The sequence below is a fragment of the Streptomyces sp. NBC_01210 genome (assembly GCF_036010325.1).
GTDB lineage: Bacteria > Actinomycetota > Actinomycetes > Streptomycetales > Streptomycetaceae > Streptomyces.
Window position 1 is genome coordinate 1,898,878 of record NZ_CP108549.1, and the last position, 16,179, is coordinate 1,915,056.

Genomic DNA, 16,179 nt, shown 5'->3' on the forward strand with positions numbered 1-16,179 from the left:
CGCTCCGAAGATTGAGCAGCGGGTCCGGGGCGGAGCCCCTGGACAGCAGCCGTCAGTCCAGCAGCCTCGCCAGATACGCGCGCAACAGCTCCCGCGTCTCCCCCACGATCTCCTCGTCCCCCGCCGGGTCCACCCGGAAGGCGAGTTGCAGAAGCGCGTCCGCCGCCTCGACGGAGACCAGGACCGTCCGGCGCAGCTCGTCGTCGGCACCGCGGCCCAGATGGCCGGCGAGCAGCCCGGCGAGACGGTCGGCGACCTGGTGGTTCGCGCCGGTCGCGGGCGTGCCGACCGGGATCTGGGAGCCGAAGTCGATCAGCGCGAACCCGGGGACGGTCCGCTTCATCTCCAGGTACTCGTCGAGTACGACATCGAGGACACCGCGCCAGTCGGCCGCCGGGAGCGAGGTGAGACGGCCGCCGATGCGCTCGGCGTAGCTGTCCAGATTGCGGTGCGCGAGGGCATCGGCGAGGGCGCGTTTATTGCCGAAGAAACGGTAGACGGAGCCGATGGGGACACCGGCTCTGGCAGCCACCGCGCGGGTGGAGAGGTCCTCGTAGCCGGTCTCGTCGAGGAGTTCGGCGCAGGCGTCCAGTATCCGGGCGAGCCGATCGGCGCTGCGCTGCTGCACGGGCGTTCGGCGGAGATGCGGGGCGGGGCCGGCGTGGGACACGCGGTCCATCATGCCGCCCTGTTCCCGTTGACGGGGGCGGCCCTGCAATCCTACGGTGATGCATAGGAATCCTTCAGCACCGGGGAGCGGACGATGAGCGGCATCGAGCAGGCGCGGAAGACGGCCGAGAGTCTTGGCCACTCCCCCGGCTTCGGCAATGAACACACTTCCGAGGCTGTGCCGGGCGCACTGCCGCACGGACGCAATTCGCCGCAGCGCGCACCCCTCGGGCTGTACGCGGAGCAGCTGAGCGGCTCGGCGTTCACCGAACCGCGCGCCCACAACCGCCGCTCATGGCTGTACCGGATCCGCCCCTCCGCGGCGCATCCGCCGTTCGTACGCATCGACAACGGCGGGCTGCGCAGCGCACCCTTCACCGAGTCCGTGCCCGACCCGAACCGGCTGCGCTGGAATCCGCTGCCGGAACCCGCGCCGGGAACGGACTGGCTGGCCGGTCTGTGGACGCTCGGCGGCAACGGCGACACGACCCAGCGCACCGGCCTGGCCGTGCACCTCTACCACGCCAACTCCTCCATGACGGACCGGGTGTTCAGCGACGCGGACGGAGAGCTGCTGATCGTGCCCGAGCGGGGTGGAGTGCTGCTCCGCACGGAGCTCGGGCTGCTCGCCGCCCGGCCCGGCGAGGTCGCGCTGATTCCGCGCGGGGTCCGCTTCCGGGTGGAGCTCCTGGACGAGAGCGCGCGCGGATATGTCTGCGAGAACTACGGGCAGCCGTTCCAGCTGCCGGATCTGGGGCCGATCGGTGCGAACGGACTCGCCAACGCCCGGGACTTCCTCGCGCCGGTGGCGGCGTACGAGGACGAGGAGCGGCCGGTGGAGGTCGTCAACAAGTTCTGCGGGAACCTCTGGGCCGCGACGTACGACCACTCGCCGCTCGATGTCGTCGCCTGGCACGGCAACCACGTTCCGTACGTCTACGATCTGCGGCGCTTCAATGTCCTCGGCACCATCAGCTACGACCACCCGGATCCGTCGATCTTCACCGTGCTGACGTCGCCCTCGGACACGCCTGGGCTCGCGGGTGTCGACTTCGTGGTCTTCGCGCCGCGCTGGCTGGTCGGCGAGGACACCTTCCGGCCGCCGTACTTCCACCGCAATGTGATGAGCGAGTACATGGGGCTCATCGAGGGCGCATACGACGCCAAGGCGGAAGGCTTTGTTCCGGGAGGCGGGTCGCTGCACAACATGATGTCCGCCCACGGGCCGGATCGTGAGACCTTCGACCGGGCCAGTGCTGCCGAGTTGAAGCCGCAGAAGATCGACGACGGGCTTGCGTTCATGTTCGAGACACGGTGGCCGGTGACGGCGACCGGGCAGGCGATGAGTGCGGGGCATCTGCAGACGGGATACGACGACGTGTGGCAGGGTCTCCAGCGCCATTGGGGATCTGAGGGATACTCCCCCAGAAATGACAGCCGGTCCTGATACGGAGTCCCCGTGACCTCCTCCTTCGCCCCTGACTCGCTGGTCCTGAACCGCAAGCTGCCGCTGTGGTACCAGGTCTCGCAGTCGCTGCGTGCCTCGATACTCGGCCGAGCGCCCGAGGCGTCGCTGCGGCTGCCCACCGAGGAGCAGCTCGCCGCGCACTACGGCGTCAGCGTGCTGACCATGCGCCAGGCCCTCAAGGAGCTGGAGGAGGAGGGCCTGATCAGCAGGCACCGGCGGCGTGGCACATTCATCGAACCAGGGGCGTGGCGGGGTGCGCCGAGGCGTCTGCTGGGATCGATCGACGCGATCGTGGCCCAGCAGTCGGGCGAGCGGACGACGATCCTGGGGCACGGGCCGGAGCCGGTGCCGGGCGAGCTCGCGGAGTACTTCCCACAGGCGGCGGAGGTCGTGATGTACAGGCGGCTGCGCTGCGACGGGGAGAGCGGTGAGCCGACGAACTGGGCGGAGAACGCGGTCCGCTCGGATGTGGCGGCAGGGCTCGACCCCGCCGACCTGGAGCGCTGGCCGATGACGAAGGTGCTGCGGGATGTACGGGGCGTGCGGATCAGCAGGATCACGGACACGGTGGAGGCACGGCTGGCGGATCCACCGACGGCGGAGCTGCTGAGGGTGCCGTTGCTGAGCCCGATCCTGCACTACACGGGGGTGACGTACGACGAAGGCGGGCGGGTGGTGGATGTGGCGCGGATCCGGTACCGGGGGGACAGGTTCTCGTTCTCGGTGACGGTGGACGCGGATTGATCCTCACGGGGGTCGGTCGGTGCGGGGCGCCGGGGGCGCGGGGGCTCGGGGCGCGGGTCTTTGGTCCCTGGGGGGCAGCCCGGTCCGCCGGGCGCGGGTGCGGGTGCGGGTCTTTGGTCGCGGGGGGGGCAGCCCGGTCCGCCAGGCGCGGGTGCGGGCCGCTCCGGGGCTCGTGTCCTGGACTGCTTTCCTCACCGCGCTTCGCGCGAGTTGCGACGCTTTACGTCCAGAACACGACCCCTGCGCGTCCCCTGTGGGCACGACTACCATTCCCCGCGGTACGGGCCCATGGTGAGGGGGAGGATGTGCGCATGCTGATGCTCGATGAGCTGATGCCCTGGAGCGCGCCTCCGTTGCGGCTTGGGCGCGAGTGGGTGATGGCCCCGGATGCCGCCTCCCTCAGGGCGCGGTGGGATGTTCTTGTGGGCGCCGAGGCCGGCGAGCGTGACGCGTTGTTCGGGTGCACTCGGGCGCGTACGCCGCGGAGTGCCGTCAGTCAGTTGCCCGGCCAGTCCACCGGCACCGGCAGGTTGGTCCGGGAGGACGGGCGGTGTCCCGCGCCGGTTCGGGTGTTGCACGGGGCCTTCGACGAGCAGTGGCTCATACCCGACCACCGGCTGATCGACGTGGCACGCCCCGAGTTGTGGCGCGTCGCCGACCAGCAGCAGGTGTTCGTCGTCGAGCAGGGGTATGTGACAGGTGTGCCGGGGGGCGCGGTGGTGGTGTCCGCCTTGCTGCCGGACGGGCGCTCGCCTGCCGGGAGGCCCGGCCGGATCCGGCCGCTCTACCGGCGGCCCGGTGGGCTCGAGCCGAATCTCGCGCCGGGGCTGCTGTCCGCGCTGCGGTCCGCGTACGGGCGCGAGGTCGACGCCGACGAGGTGGTCGCCTGGGTTCTCGCCGTCGCCGAATCGTCGCCCGCCGGATGTGTGGTGCCCCTGCCGGCCGACCCCCAGGTGTGGCTGACCGGCGTGGAGCTGGGGCGTCGGATCAAGGAGATCCAGCTGCGCGGGGCCCGTGGTGGAGCGCGGCCGCGGCTGCCCGGGGGACGTAGACCGTATGTCCGTGCCGCCGTGCCCGCCAGGCCAGGCGCGATCGGCTACGACGCGGAGGATGAGGTGCTCAGTCTCGGCGACGGGCGCATCTCACCCGTGCCACGTGAAGCCTGGGATTTCGAGGTCTCCGGAGTACGCGTGCTGGAGCTCTGGTTCGAGCGCCGGACCGGCGAGGCCGAGGTCGGCACACTGGACGCGATACGGCCCGCCTCGTGGCCGCAGGAGTGGACCTCCGAGCTGCTGGAGCTGATCACCGTGCTGGCACTACTGGGCGAACTGCGGGAACAGCAACGGGAGTTGAAGGTGGGGGCGGAGATCACCCGCGAGGAGCTCGGGAGTGTGCTGCCGCCGTCCGCCGCGGCTCGGCGGCCCGCCTCCGTGCTCGACCATCACGAAGAAGGGCCGGAGGGTCAGTTCGCCTTGCTGTGAGGGGCGAATGAGTTCAGGACCCGGGTCAGCACGCGGTCGAAGACCTCGTCCGCGTCGATCGGGCCGACACCCTCGCCGAGTACGGCCGCCAGCCGCGGATACGCGCCGCTCGCGACCTCGCGGGAAAGATACGCGCCACGCACCGCCTGCTCCTGTTCCTCGGACCACGGGAGCCCGCGACTTCGCTCGGCAATGGCCAGTTCGTTGGCCACCGACGTCATGACCGAGCCGTTGACCGTCGCGATCAGCTCCATCTTGGTGCCGTACGGCGCGTCCAGACCGTCCAGGCAGCGGAGGCAGGACTCGAGATAGCGCAGGGCGTTGGGGCTGAAGCCGTAGACCGTCGACATGAGCCGGGGCAGCCATGGGTGGCGCTGCATGATCGCCCGGGTCTGGCGGGCGAGGGCCAGCATGTCCGCGCGCCAGTCGCCGCTGGGCTCGTCGGGCAGTTCGTACTCACCGCTGACCGCGTCGACCATCAGCTCGTACAGGTCCTCCTTGCGCGGCACATAGTTGTAGAGCGACATGGTGCCGCAGCCCAGCTCGCCGGCCACCTTCCGCATGGAGACCGCGTCGATGCCGTCCGCATCGGCGATGCGCACGGCCGCCGTCGCGATGTCGGCGCGGCTGTACGCCGGTTTCGGGCCGCGGCCCGTGCGCTCGGGGCGCGCCCAGATCACTTCCGGTTCGGCCGCTCGGCCTGCCATGGATCATCACCTCGCCCACCATCCTAGTTACGTACAGCGTACGTAGTGGGGTATGGTCGCACCATGGCAACTACGTACGCTGTACTTAGTGAAGGTCTGGAGAAGCGGTTCGGTGAGGTCCACGCGCTGCGCGGGCTGGATCTCGCTGTGCCGGAGGGCACGGTCTGCGGGGTGCTGGGGCGCAATGGCGCCGGAAAGACCACTGCGGTACGGGTGCTGACGACTCTGCTCACGCCTGATTCGGGCACCGCGCGGGTCGCCGGGCACGATCTGCGGCGTGATCCGGCGGCCGTGCGTCGCCGGATCGGCGTCACCGGGCAGAACACCTCGGTCGACGGCGATCTCACCGGTGCGGAGAATCTGCGGTTGTTCGCGCGGCTGCTGCGCGCACCCGGGTCTCGTGCGGCCGAATTGCTGGAGCAGTTCGAGCTGGCGGATGCCGCGGACCGTCCCGCCCGCACGTATTCGGGTGGTATGCGGCGCCGGCTGGATCTCGCGGCAAGCCTGATCGTCCGGCCGCAGGTGCTGTTCCTGGACGAGCCGACCACCGGTCTCGACCCGCACAGCAGGGGCGGAATCTGGGACGCCGTAAGGGAGTTGGCGCATGAGGGCACCACCGTGCTGCTCACCACGCAGTACCTCGAGGAGGCCGACCGGCTGGCCGACGACATCGTGCTGATCGACGAGGGCCGGGCCGCCCACCACGGCACGCCCGCCGAGCTCAAGGCCAGGATCGGCAGTTACGCGGAAGTTGTCGTCGGACATGTCTCGGGGCTGCCCGCCGCCGCGGCCGTGCTCGACCAGCTGACCGGCTCGGAGCCGGTCCTCGACGCGGAGAAGCACACCGTGGGGGCGGTCACGACCGACCCGACGCTGACCCTGCCGCGCATCGTCCGCGAGCTGGACGCGGCCGGTGTCCTGGTCATCGACGCCAGTCTGCGCCCGCCCACGCTGGATGAGGTCTTCCTCCGCCTCACCGACCGCAAGGAGCTCGTCGCATGAGCGCGATCGTCTACGACAGCACTGCCGTACTCGGCCGCCATCTCCGGCGGATCCGGCACGCGCCCGCCATCATGGTGATGACGCAGACGATGCCGATCGTGTTCCTGCTGTTCTTCGGGTATGTCTTCGGCAGCGCGATGGCGATGCCGGGCGCGGAGTACCGCGCGTTCCTGGTGCCGGGACTGCTGGTGGCGACCGCGGCGAACGGCATCATGACGGGGATGTTCACCGCCGCCCAGGACTCCCACCGCGGAGTCATGGACCGCTTCCGCACCCTGCCGATGAGCCGGACCGCGATCCCCCTCGGGCAGGCCGTCGCCGATCTGCTGGCCACCGCCGTCGGGGTGGTTCCGTTGCTGCTCGTCGGCCTCGCGATGGGCTGGCGGATCGAGGGGAGCCCGGTCGACGCGATGGGCGCCTTCGGGCTGTTGCTGCTGTTCCGCTTCGCGACCACCTGGATCGGGATCCTTCTCGGCCTGGCCTCGCGGAGCGAGGAGGCGGCCGGCCAGCTGGGCGGCGCGACGTTCATGCTGCCGCTGCTGTCGAACGCGTACCTCCCGACGGACAATCTGCCGGCCTGGCTGCGTACGGTCGCCGAGTGGAACCCGATCTCCGCGGTGACGGCGGCGGTACGGGATCTGTTCGGCAACGCCCAGCCGCCGGCGGACGCGGCCTGGCCGGTGGCCCATCCGGTCGCCGGAGCGCTGTGCTGGTCGCTGGCGCTGCTGGCGCTGTTCCTGCCGCTCGCCGTACGCCGTTTCGCGCAGACGGACCGGTGAAGGGTCCGGGGGTGACAAAGGTGGCCCGTACACGATAGGTACGGCTGTCATGAACCATCAGCCCCTTCCGCTCGACGGGATCACGGTCGTCGCCGTCGAACAGGCCGTCTCGGCGCCCTTCGCCACCCGCCAGCTCGCGGATCTCGGCGCCCGCGTCATCAAGATCGAGCGTCCGGACGGTGGTGACTTCGCGCGCGGCTACGACACCGCCGCCCGCGGGCTCGCCTCGCACTTCGTCTGGTGCAACCGCGGCAAGGAGTCGCTCGCCGTCGATCTCAAGGACCCGCGCGGCATCGACGTCGTGCGGCAACTCGTCGCGGACGCCGATGTGTTTGTGCAGAACCTCGCCCAGGGCGCGGCCGCACGGCTCGGCCTGGACGCCGCCACGCTGTGCGCGGCGCATCCGCGGCTGATCGCCGTGGACATCTCCGGTTACGGCGCGGAGGGGCCCTACGCGCACAAGCGGGCGTACGACATGCTCGTGCAGTGCGAGGCGGGCCTGGTGTCGGTGACCGGGACCGCGCATCAGCCGGTCAAGGCGGGCATTCCCGCGGCCGATATCGCGGCGGCGATGTACGCGTTCTCCGGTGTGCTCGCGGCACTGCTGCGGCGGGCCACCACGGGTCGCGGCGGTCCGGTGGAGATCTCCATGCTGGAGTCACTGGCCGAGTGGATGGGGCATCCGCTGAACTACGGGATGCACGGAGGTGAAGCCCCGGCGCGCACCGGGGTCGCGCACGCCGTCATTTCCCCGTACGACGCCTATGCGACGGCCGACGGCGGACAGGTGTTGCTGTCGGTGCAGAACGACCGGGAGTGGCGGCGGCTGGCCGAACAGGTCCTCGAACGGCCCGAGTTGGGCGAGGATCCGGTCTTCGCGACCAACACCGCCCGTACGGCGAACCGCGCGAAGACGGATGCGGTGGTGGCCGAGGCGCTGGCGGGGCTGGGCACTCAGGAGGCGATCGGCCGGCTGGAGGCGGCGGGCATCGCATGTGCCCGGCTCAACAGCGTGGCGGATGTGGCCGGACATCCACAGCTCGCGGCGCGCGACCGGTGGCGGGAAGTGGACTCACCGGTCGGACCGCTGCGGGCTCTGCTGCCGCCGATCACCCTGCCGGGTGGAGCGGAGGCACGGATGGGCGCTGTTCCCGCGCTCGGCGAGCACACCGACGCGCTGCTGAAGGCCCTGGGGATGACGGATGAGGCTACAGCGGCGCTGCGCCGGGACGGTGTGATCGCCTGAGCGCGTTCGCGTACGAGCTGACGTCCTGGTGGTCGGGTCAGCCGCGGCTGCCGAAGAGCGAGCGACGCAGCCGCCGGAGCGGTGCGAAGAGCGACACCCGCGCGCTCTTGCTCTTGCGGGTGTGCGCGACATCACGAGAGGTGAGCTCGAGCATCAGCGACGTCGCCTCGGCTGCCTCGTGCTGCGGGACGGCAGGGCCGCCGAGCACAGCGAGATGGCGGTCGAGACGCGTGCTGGTCGCACTGCTCCCACACGTGATCGCAGGCACTCGTGGCCTGCTGCGCACCGTTATCTGTTCCATGTCACTCCCCACCCGTACGAGGGCACCCGGCCCGGGCAGGTTAACCCTATCGCTCCATCGTGACACTCGTGTATTCCGGCCACGGAATTCACCACACCTGTACGAAGGTTGACGAATAGTCACTGAATGCGTCTGATTCCAGGGCGAGTTGGACAGTTCGTCGGCGAAAAAATTCTTGCCCCGTCGACCAATCCGAACGGCCCTCCGCACCGAATGGCTGGCATCGAAGCACGACCAGCACTCGCGAAGGACGGTTCGATGACCGCAATCAGCAGCAGCGGGCGACGGGGGTTCAACAGGCTCGCCGCACTCACCTGCGTGGCACTGGCCTCCGGAGCCCTGGTGGCCTCCGGCCTGACCGGCGCTGAGCCCGGGACGGCCCGGGCCTCCAGCCACCGCGAGGCCCCGCTGATCTCCGGACAGCCCCAGTACGACAACACCGACGTGTACGCGTTCGTCAGCCCCGACAAGCCGGACACCACCACGCTCGTCGCCAACGTGCTGCCGTTCCAGGAACCGGCCGGCGGCCCGAACTTCTTCAAGTTCGCCGACGACGCCCAGTACGACATCCACATCGACAGTGACGGCGACGCCCAGGGTGACCTGATCTACCGGTGGACCTTCAAGGACCACGTCAAGAACGGCAATACGTTCCTCTACAACACCGGTCCCGTCACCTCGCTCGACGACCCGGACCTCAACATCACGCAGACGTACGACATCGAACTGCTGAGGTTGAAGAACCAGCATGTGATACACACCACGAAGATCGCCGACGATCTGCCGGTGGCACCGTCGAACGTGGGCAAGGCCTCCATGCCGGACTACCAGAAACTGCGCGACCACGCCGTGCGCCAAATCCCCGGCGGATCCACGGCGTTCGCGGGTCAGGCGGACGATCCCTTCTTCGCCGACCTGCGCGTCTTCGACCTGCTCTACGGCGCCAACCTCTCCGAGGTCGGCAACGACACGCTCAAGGGCTACAGCGTCAACTCCATCGCGCTGCAGGTGCCGACCGCGTACATCCAGCAGTCGGAGAAGCAGCCGATCGTCGGCATCTGGTCGACCACCCAGCGCAAGAGTGCGAGCGGTCACTGGACCCAGGTGTCCCGTCTCGGTATGCCGCTGGTCAACGAGGTCGTCATCCCCGTGAAGGACAAGGACAAGTTCAACGCGTCCCACCCGTGGAACGACGGCGACTTCCTCAAGTTCGTCACCCAGCCCGAGCTGCCGAAGCTGATCGAGGGCATCTACAAGATCAAGGCCCCGGCCGAACCGCGCAACGACCTGGTCTCGGTGTTCCTGACCGGCGTCGACAAGCTCAACAAGCCGCCGCACGTCCGCCCGGCGGAGGCGCTGCGGCTGAACACCTCCATCCCGCCCACGGCCGAGCCCAAGAGGCTTGGCGTACTGGACGGCGACAACGCCGGATTCCCCAACGGGCGGCGACTGACGGACGACGTTCTGGATATCGCGCTCCAGGCCGTCGAGGGCGAACTGCTCGGCCAGAAGAACGACTTGGGCGACGCGGTCAACGAGAACGACCAGAAGTTCGGCCACTCCTTCCCGTACCTGGCACTGCCGACGTCCGGCTCCCGCGGCCCGCTGGCCAAGGGCGCCGGGACCAAGGACGCCGCGGGCAACCTGCTCACCGGAGGGGCCGCCTCCAGCAGTGACGACACCAGCACGACGCTGATCGCCACGGCGGTCGCCGCGGGTGCGGGAGTGCTGCTGATCGCCCTGGGCCTCAGCTGGTGGCGGATGCGGCGACGCAACCAGTACAGCTGAGCCGGCCGGCACCCACCAGGCCGCCTCGACGCATCTACGAACGGAAAGGGCAGACAGATGTCCCTGCAAAGGGCGCGAGCAGGAGCGGCACCGCCGCTCCCCGGCAATCCTGCTCCGTCGGGGCGCACAGGTCCCCGGCTCGCCGACCGGGCCACCCGTCACGGCGAGACGGGCGCGCCGGGCGGGCATGGCGCGGCGACACCGGCCGGGCTCGACCCCGTGGTGCAGGACGGGCATGACGACGACCCGGCGTCGGCTCCGGGGAGTCGGCCGTCGATACTCGCCCGCGCCGGGGCGAAGCTCGCGCACCGCTCCGGCGGGAGCAGTGAAGCGGGCGGCCCGGCCGGGCCCGGCCCAAAGACGTCGAGCGGGCATGCCGAGGCGGCGCTCGCCGACGGCTCCGGCGGGAGCCGCGAAACCGGCGGCTCCGCCGGGCCGGGGGCCGGCCCCAGGGCGGCCGGGGCCGGGCGGGTCCGGGGGGTTCTCCTGCCCGCCGGGGCGCTCGCGCTCGTGCTCACCGCGGGCGCTCTCGCCTTCGGGCGGGCGGACGAGGCGCCCCCGACCGCACCCACCGCCGCGCCCGCGGCAGACGCGCCGTTCGACCGGATCGCCACCGGTGACCTCGCGCACGGGGTCACCGGCCTCCAGGCGCATCTGCGGGCCCAGCCCAAGGACGCCCGGGGGTGGGCGACCCTGGGCACCGCCTATGTGGAGCAGGCCAGGACCGGCGGCGACCCGACCCGGTATCCGCAGGCCGGCAAGGCGCTCGACCGCTCCCTCGCTCTCCAGCCGCAGGACAACGACGCGGCGCTTGCCGGGCGCGCCGCGCTCGCGGCGGCGCGGCACGACTTCCATGGCGCGCTGCGGGACGCGGAAGCGGCGCTGAAGGTCAATCCCTTCAGCGAGCGGGCTCTCGCCTCCCGGATCGACGCCCTCGTCGAACTGGGCAACTACCCAAAGGCGTTGGTGGCAGCCCAAGAGGCCGACGGCCGCCGCCCCGGCATCCCCGTCTTCACGCGCTACGCGTACGTGCTGGAACTGCGCGGCGACATCGCCGGCGCGCGCCGGGTGCTCGGCCGCGCACTGGACTCGGCCGTCTCCCCCGGCGACACCGCGTATGTGGCCACCGCTCTCGGCCAACTGGAGTGGACCCAGGGCGCATACGCTCCGGCGCTGCGCCGGTTCGCTACCGCACTGGCCGCCGATCCCGCGTATCTGCCCGCCCTGGAGGGCCGGGCCCGCATCCAGGCCGCGCAGGGCGACACAAAGAGCGCCGAGCGCGGGCTCGAAGACGTGGTGGAGCGGCTGCCGCTGCCGGGTCAGCTGGTGGCCCTCGGTGAGGTGTACGAGGCCCGCGGACGCACGGCCGAGGCCCGTGCTCAGTACGAACTGATCGGCACCTGGACGGAGTTGGCCCGCGCCAACGGCGTGGACACCGATCTGGACACCGCCCTGGCTCTCGCGGACCACGGCGACCGGCCCGAGGCGCTGCGCGCCGCACGCGCCGAGTGGAAGCAGCGACAGACCGTGCACACCGCGGACGCCCTGGCCTGGGCACTGCAGGTGAACGGCCGCTCCACCGAGGCCCTTTCGTACGTCGGGAAGTCCGCACCGCCCGGCTGCCGCAACGCGGTGTTCCTGTACCACCGCGGCATGATCGAACGCGCCGCGGGCAAGACCGCGGCGGCCCGGACCTCCCTCGCAGCCGCCCTGAAGGTCAACCCGGGCTTCTCACCGACCGGTTCGCGTGCGGCTCGTGCCGCACTGAAGGCACTGGAGGCGTCATGAGGAGGCGTACCACCGTCGCCGGCGCGGCGGTGCTCGTCGCCGGCGCGGCGCTCGCGCTGCTGCCCGCGGGGACTGCCGCCGCGCACCCTCTGGGCAACTTCACGGTCAACCGGTACGACGGGCTTCTCGTCGCCCCGAAGCTGCTGAGCGTCGATCATGTCGAGGACCTCGCGGAGATACCCGCCGCCCAGGCGCGTTCCAAGATCGACCGGGACGGCGACCGGAAGATGTCCACGGATGAACTGTCGGCGTGGGCACAGGGCCGCTGCCGGGACGCGGCGCAGGACAGCCAGGTCACCGTCGAGCGACAGGCGGCTGCGCTCACATCCGGCGCGAGCCGCGCCGAAGTACGCCCCGGACAGGCCGGGCTGCCGACGCTCCGCGTCGAGTGCAGACTGACGGCCGCACTGCCGGAAGGGCGGCAGACGATCGCCTTCCGAGCGCCGGGCGGCGACAAGGGTCCGGGCTGGCGGGAGATCACGGCCCGCGGGGACCGGATGACGCTCGCCTCCTCCGACGTATCGAAGGCAACGACGTCACGGCGGCTGACGGTGTACCCGAACGGCCAGCTCTCCTCGGCGCCGGACCAGAGGGCGGCCGAGCTCTCGGTCACTCCGGGCGGCGCCCCGGCGGCGGCGGACCGCCCCGGGGAGGCCGCGGTCCCGGCCTCCGTACTGCCGCGCGGCGCGGATCGCTGGACACAGGCGCTGACCGGGCTGGTGTCCCGGCGCGAACTGACCGCGGGATTCGCCGCGCTGGCCCTGGCGACCGCGTTGCTGCTCGGTGCGCTGCACGCGCTCGCGCCGGGCCACGGCAAGACCGTGATGGCGGCCGCCGCGGCGGCCGGCGGACGGAACTCGCTGCGCGACGTCCTGTCGCTGGGTGCGTCGGTGACGGTCACCCACACGCTCGGAGTGTTCGCGCTCGGCGCGCTGATCGCCGCGGGCTCGGCGGCTGCGCCGTCGGTGGTGGCGTGGCTGGGCGTCGCGAGCGGAGTGCTGGTGGCCGTGGCGGGAGCGGTACTGGTGCGCAGAGCCTGGCGGAACCGCGGTCATGCGCACGGACACAGCCACGGACATGGTCACGGGCACAGTCACGGGCAAGACCACGCGCACGCACACGGCGACGGGCATACGCACTCGGTCGAGCACGGACACGGCCATGGCCACACGCACGGACACGGACACGGACACGGCCATGACCACACCCACGACCACCGCACGCTGAGTCTCCGCTCCACCCTCCTGCTCGGCTTCGCCGGCGGACTCGTCCCCAGTCCCTCCGCCGTCGTCGTGCTCGTCGGCGCCGCCGCCCTGGGCCGCGCCTGGTTCGGTCTGCTGCTCGTCCTCGCATACGGTGCCGGCCTCGCCCTCACCCTCACCGCCGCCGGCTTCGCAGCCGTCCGGCTCGGCGACCGCGCCTCCCGCCTTCTCCGCGAAAGGAGCCTCCGTAAGGGAAGGACGTTCTCCGCCGTGCAGCGCGTACTGCCGCTCGGCACGGCGTGCGTGGTACTCGCCCTCGGATGCGGATTGGCGCTCAAGGGGGCGGCAACAGCCCTTGCGTGAGCTAACTTGGGGTAGTTGCTCTGCTACGGATGGGGGCTCGCTGTGAGCGAAGTGCCGGGCGATGAGCGGCTGGTCGCGGGGCGCTACCGACTGCTGAGCCCGCTGGGCGAGGGCGGGATGGGCGTCGTGTGGCGGGCCCGCGACGAAGTGCTGATACGCGAGGTCGCCGTCAAGGAGGTCCGCGCTCCCGCCGGACTCGGCGGTGCCGACGAGCGGCGGCTCTACGCACGCCTGGAGCGGGAGGCATGGGCGGCGGGCCGGATCTCGCACCGCAATGTGGTGACCGTCTACGACGTGGCGACCGAGGACGGCCGGCCCTGGATCGTGATGGAGCTGGTGCGCGGGCTCGCGCTCTCCGATGTGCTTGACGCGGAGGGGCCGATCACCCCGCAGCGCGCGGCCCACATCGGCGCCGAGATTCTCGCGGCCCTGCGCGCCGCGCACGAGGCGGGTGTGCTGCACCGCGATGTGAAGCCGGGGAACGTACTCATCGCCAATGACGGCCGGGTGGTGCTCTCGGACTTCGGGATCGCCATGGTCGAGGGGACCTCCAATCTCACGATGACGGGCGAGCTGATCGGCTCTCCCGAATTCCTCGCGCCCGAGCGCGCGCTGGGGCGCACTCCGGGGCCCGAGTCGGATCTGTGGTCGCTCGGAGTGCTGCTGTACGCCGCGGTCGAGGGCAACTCCCCGTTCCGGCAGAACACTCCGCTCAGCACGCTGCGCGCCGTCGTCGACGAGGAGCTGCCGCCGCCCCGCAGGGCCGGTGCGCTGGAGCCGGTCATCGCGGGGCTGCTGCGCAAGGATCCGGCGGACCGCCTCTCGGCGGCGGAGGCCGAGCATCAGCTGCGGGTGGTGGGCGCGGGTGGCGGCACGCGTACCGCACCTCCCCCCTCCCCCGGTCCGTACAGCCCTACGGTGGCGGCCTCGCCGGCCGCACCGGCCCCGGGGCCCGCGTCGTTCGGTCCGCCGCCGACGCCCGCGACAACGGCGACGACGGGAGTGCCGCGGGACCGCTCGCGGCAGGCGGCCACGGCGCTGGTCGCCGGTGTGGCGGTACTGCTTCTCGCGGTCGGCGGCCTCGCCTGGGCTCTGGTCAACAAGGGCAAGGACCAGGGCGGATCGGACAACAGCGGCAGCACGGCACCCGCGGGCGGGAGTGCCGGCACCGCCGGTCCAGGCAGCACGCCCCCGAGCAGCGGCGGACCGGACGGCGGCACCACGAACGGCGGCACGGGCGCCGGTACGGGCGCCGGTACGGGCGCAGGTACGGACGGCGGGTCGGCCAACGCAGGCAATGGGTCCCACGCGGCCACTGGCGGCAACGGCGGCGCGCACACGCCGCCGCAGAGCGTGAAGGTCTACGCCCGGACCGTGCACGGAAGTTACTCGGGCAGTTGTCCGCCGCCCGAGGCGGAGGCTCCGGCCTTCAGGGCAACGATCACGGTCGGCCGCACTCCGGCGGCTGTCGAGTACCGCTGGGCGACCAGGAGCGGGAAGAGCTCCGACTCCGGCTGGAAGACGCTGGACTTCGGGGCGGGGGGCGGCAGGCAGCAGCAGGTCAACCACATCGAGCTGACCTACGATCCGAACGGGACACACCACGACCAGATCCGGGTGGAAATCCGGAGTCCGGTCGAGGTGCGCTCCAACTGGATCGACTTCTCGGTCACGTGTGCGCAGGAGACCCCGACGGACGGGGGCTCCTACACGGCCAACACATACGGAATGACAGGGTCGGGCTGACCGCGACGGTCAGGCGTGGGAGGTGAAGACGGGCAGGTAGCCGCCCGACTGTCCGGACGAGGTGGGGTGGTAGGACTCGCTGATGTTGAGCCAGTTGAGGCTGTGCAGCCAGGCCGACCCGGAGCAGATCTCGTGTCCGTTGAAGGCGGGTGCGACATCCGCGAAGTCGTAGCCGTGGTCGGCGGCGCGCTTCGCGATGGCGGCGTTGAGGTAGTTCGCGGCCCCGTTGATCGCGGACCGTTCGTTCTCGCTCAGTCCGGCGATGCAGCTGCCGCCGAGCTTGTAGAAGCGGGGGTAGCCGAGGACGACGACCTGGGCCGCCGGGGCCTTGGATCTGATCGCCGAGTAGACCGAGTCGAGCTTGCCGGGCAGGGTCGAGTCGACGTAGCTCTTCGCCTGGTTGATCCGGTTGATGCAGCTGGACTCGGACTGCAGGACGCAGGTGGTCATGACGTCGGCGAAGCCGGCGTCATTGCCGCCGATGGTGATCGAGACGAGGTCGGTCGCGGAGTTGAGGGGGCCGAGCTGACCGGCCGTGACATCACCCGTACGAGCGCCCGAGCAAGCGGTGAACCCGAACGACGAGAGTGAATGCGCGGCCGCCCAGAGCTTGGGATAGGCACGGCTGCTGCGCTTGCAGTTGCCGCTTGCGCTGTCGTAGCTGCCGGCCCCGAGACCCGATGAGTAGGAGTCGCCGAGGGCCACGTAGTCGAGCGCCAGGGCGGTGTCCGAGGCTTGTGCCTGGCCGGCTCCGGTGAGAGCGAGGACGGCGCCGAGGAGGAGTGAGGATGAGAATGCCGCGATTCGGGACAGTTTCATGGAACCTCCCTTTAGCAGGATCTCTGCCACAACTTTCGTAGCAGGCCCCATACTTCACCGGAAGTGTCCATGCCAA

The 16,179-nt window shown here is 70.9% G+C and carries 14 protein-coding genes; 10 read left to right on the forward strand and 4 right to left on the reverse strand.

What is annotated here, in order from left to right:
• Positions 1-52: 52 nt before the first annotated feature.
• Positions 53-679 carry a TetR/AcrR family transcriptional regulator gene (locus OG735_RS08525; RefSeq protein WP_327328248.1) on the reverse strand — a complete coding sequence of 209 codons (627 nt, stop codon included), beginning with the start codon at positions 677-679 and terminating at the stop codon, positions 53-55.
• An 84-nt stretch (positions 680-763) separates the two neighbouring features.
• Here OG735_RS08525 and hmgA point away from each other — a divergent pair, with 84 nt between their 5' ends.
• The 3 genes from hmgA to OG735_RS08540 all read left to right on the forward strand — a co-directional run bounded on the left by hmgA (position 764) and on the right by OG735_RS08540 (position 4,362).
• Positions 764-2,116, forward strand: coding sequence for a homogentisate 1,2-dioxygenase (hmgA, locus tag OG735_RS08530; RefSeq protein WP_327322522.1), 1,353 nt, complete (start codon positions 764-766; stop codon positions 2,114-2,116).
• Between the two features lie 12 nt (positions 2,117-2,128).
• Positions 2,129-2,881 (forward strand): GntR family transcriptional regulator, encoded by a 753-nt coding sequence (locus tag OG735_RS08535; RefSeq protein ID WP_327322523.1) that lies wholly within the window; start codon positions 2,129-2,131, stop codon positions 2,879-2,881.
• Between the two features lie 311 nt (positions 2,882-3,192).
• Positions 3,193-4,362, forward strand: a complete 1,170-nt coding sequence (locus OG735_RS08540) for a type ISP restriction/modification enzyme (protein ID WP_327322524.1) — start codon at positions 3,193-3,195, stop codon at positions 4,360-4,362.
• On the opposite strand, the gene OG735_RS08545 is transcribed toward OG735_RS08540, so the two are convergent.
• A complete protein-coding gene (locus OG735_RS08545) occupies positions 4,344-5,069 on the reverse strand; it encodes a TetR/AcrR family transcriptional regulator (protein WP_327322525.1) in 726 nt (241 codons plus the stop codon). The genes OG735_RS08540 and OG735_RS08545 overlap by 19 nt on opposite strands.
• A gap of 63 nt (positions 5,070-5,132) precedes the next feature.
• Here OG735_RS08545 and OG735_RS08550 point away from each other — a divergent pair, with 63 nt between their 5' ends.
• From OG735_RS08550 to OG735_RS08560, 3 genes are read left to right on the forward strand one after another with little or no spacing between them, the layout of a single operon-like run.
• A complete protein-coding gene (locus OG735_RS08550; RefSeq protein ID WP_327322526.1) occupies positions 5,133-6,071 on the forward strand; it encodes an ATP-binding cassette domain-containing protein in 939 nt (312 codons plus the stop codon).
• Positions 6,068-6,850: an ABC transporter permease gene (locus OG735_RS08555; RefSeq protein WP_327322527.1), complete on the forward strand. Its 783-nt coding sequence runs from the start codon at positions 6,068-6,070 to the stop codon at positions 6,848-6,850. The genes OG735_RS08550 and OG735_RS08555 overlap by 4 nt, the downstream gene beginning before the upstream one ends.
• A 49-nt stretch (positions 6,851-6,899) precedes the next feature.
• Positions 6,900-8,096 (forward strand): CaiB/BaiF CoA transferase family protein, encoded by a 1,197-nt coding sequence (locus OG735_RS08560; protein WP_327322528.1) that lies wholly within the window; start codon positions 6,900-6,902, stop codon positions 8,094-8,096.
• 37 nt (positions 8,097-8,133) lie between these two features.
• Here OG735_RS08560 and OG735_RS08565 read toward each other — a convergent pair whose 3' ends face one another.
• Positions 8,134-8,397, reverse strand: a complete 264-nt coding sequence (locus tag OG735_RS08565; protein WP_327322529.1) for a hypothetical protein — start codon at positions 8,395-8,397, stop codon at positions 8,134-8,136.
• 258 nt (positions 8,398-8,655) lie between these two features.
• Between OG735_RS08565 and OG735_RS08570 the strand changes: the two genes are divergently transcribed.
• Genes OG735_RS08570 through OG735_RS08585 form a run of 4 tightly spaced genes read left to right on the forward strand, consistent with a single transcriptional unit; the run spans position 8,656 to position 15,284 of the window.
• A complete protein-coding gene (locus tag OG735_RS08570; RefSeq protein ID WP_327322530.1) occupies positions 8,656-10,185 on the forward strand; it encodes a DUF4331 domain-containing protein in 1,530 nt (509 codons plus the stop codon).
• Between the two features lie 57 nt (positions 10,186-10,242).
• On the forward strand, positions 10,243-11,973 hold the full coding sequence (locus tag OG735_RS08575; RefSeq protein WP_327322532.1) for a tetratricopeptide repeat protein: 1,731 nt from the start codon (positions 10,243-10,245) through the stop codon (positions 11,971-11,973).
• A complete protein-coding gene (locus OG735_RS08580; protein WP_327322533.1) occupies positions 11,970-13,538 on the forward strand; it encodes a HoxN/HupN/NixA family nickel/cobalt transporter in 1,569 nt (522 codons plus the stop codon). Before OG735_RS08575 ends, OG735_RS08580 begins: the two co-directional genes overlap by 4 nt.
• Before the next feature lie 42 nt (positions 13,539-13,580).
• Positions 13,581-15,284, forward strand: coding sequence for a serine/threonine-protein kinase (locus OG735_RS08585; RefSeq protein ID WP_327322534.1), 1,704 nt, complete (start codon positions 13,581-13,583; stop codon positions 15,282-15,284).
• A 9-nt stretch (positions 15,285-15,293) separates the two neighbouring features.
• Here the strand turns inward: OG735_RS08585 and OG735_RS08590 are convergent, their stop codons facing one another.
• Positions 15,294-16,103: an SGNH/GDSL hydrolase family protein gene (locus tag OG735_RS08590; RefSeq protein WP_327322535.1), complete on the reverse strand. Its 810-nt coding sequence runs from the start codon at positions 16,101-16,103 to the stop codon at positions 15,294-15,296.
• Positions 16,104-16,179 lie beyond the last annotated feature (76 nt).

Coding starts and splice junctions, on each gene's coding strand:
- OG735_RS08525 (WP_327328248.1), bottom strand. CDS start 679: ATGGACCGCGTGTCCCACGCCGGCCCCGCCCCGCATCTCCGCCGAACG.
- hmgA (WP_327322522.1), top strand. CDS start 764: ATGAGCGGCATCGAGCAGGCGCGGAAGACGGCCGAGAGTCTTGGCCAC.
- OG735_RS08540 (WP_327322524.1), top strand. CDS start 3,193: ATGCTGATGCTCGATGAGCTGATGCCCTGGAGCGCGCCTCCGTTGCGG.
- OG735_RS08545 (WP_327322525.1), bottom strand. CDS start 5,069: ATGGCAGGCCGAGCGGCCGAACCGGAAGTGATCTGGGCGCGCCCCGAG.
- OG735_RS08550 (WP_327322526.1), top strand. CDS start 5,133: ATGGCAACTACGTACGCTGTACTTAGTGAAGGTCTGGAGAAGCGGTTC.
- OG735_RS08555 (WP_327322527.1), top strand. CDS start 6,068: ATGAGCGCGATCGTCTACGACAGCACTGCCGTACTCGGCCGCCATCTC.
- OG735_RS08560 (WP_327322528.1), top strand. CDS start 6,900: ATGAACCATCAGCCCCTTCCGCTCGACGGGATCACGGTCGTCGCCGTC.
- OG735_RS08565 (WP_327322529.1), bottom strand. CDS start 8,397: ATGGAACAGATAACGGTGCGCAGCAGGCCACGAGTGCCTGCGATCACG.
- OG735_RS08570 (WP_327322530.1), top strand. CDS start 8,656: ATGACCGCAATCAGCAGCAGCGGGCGACGGGGGTTCAACAGGCTCGCC.
- OG735_RS08575 (WP_327322532.1), top strand. CDS start 10,243: ATGTCCCTGCAAAGGGCGCGAGCAGGAGCGGCACCGCCGCTCCCCGGC.
- OG735_RS08580 (WP_327322533.1), top strand. CDS start 11,970: ATGAGGAGGCGTACCACCGTCGCCGGCGCGGCGGTGCTCGTCGCCGGC.
- OG735_RS08590 (WP_327322535.1), bottom strand. CDS start 16,103: ATGAAACTGTCCCGAATCGCGGCATTCTCATCCTCACTCCTCCTCGGC.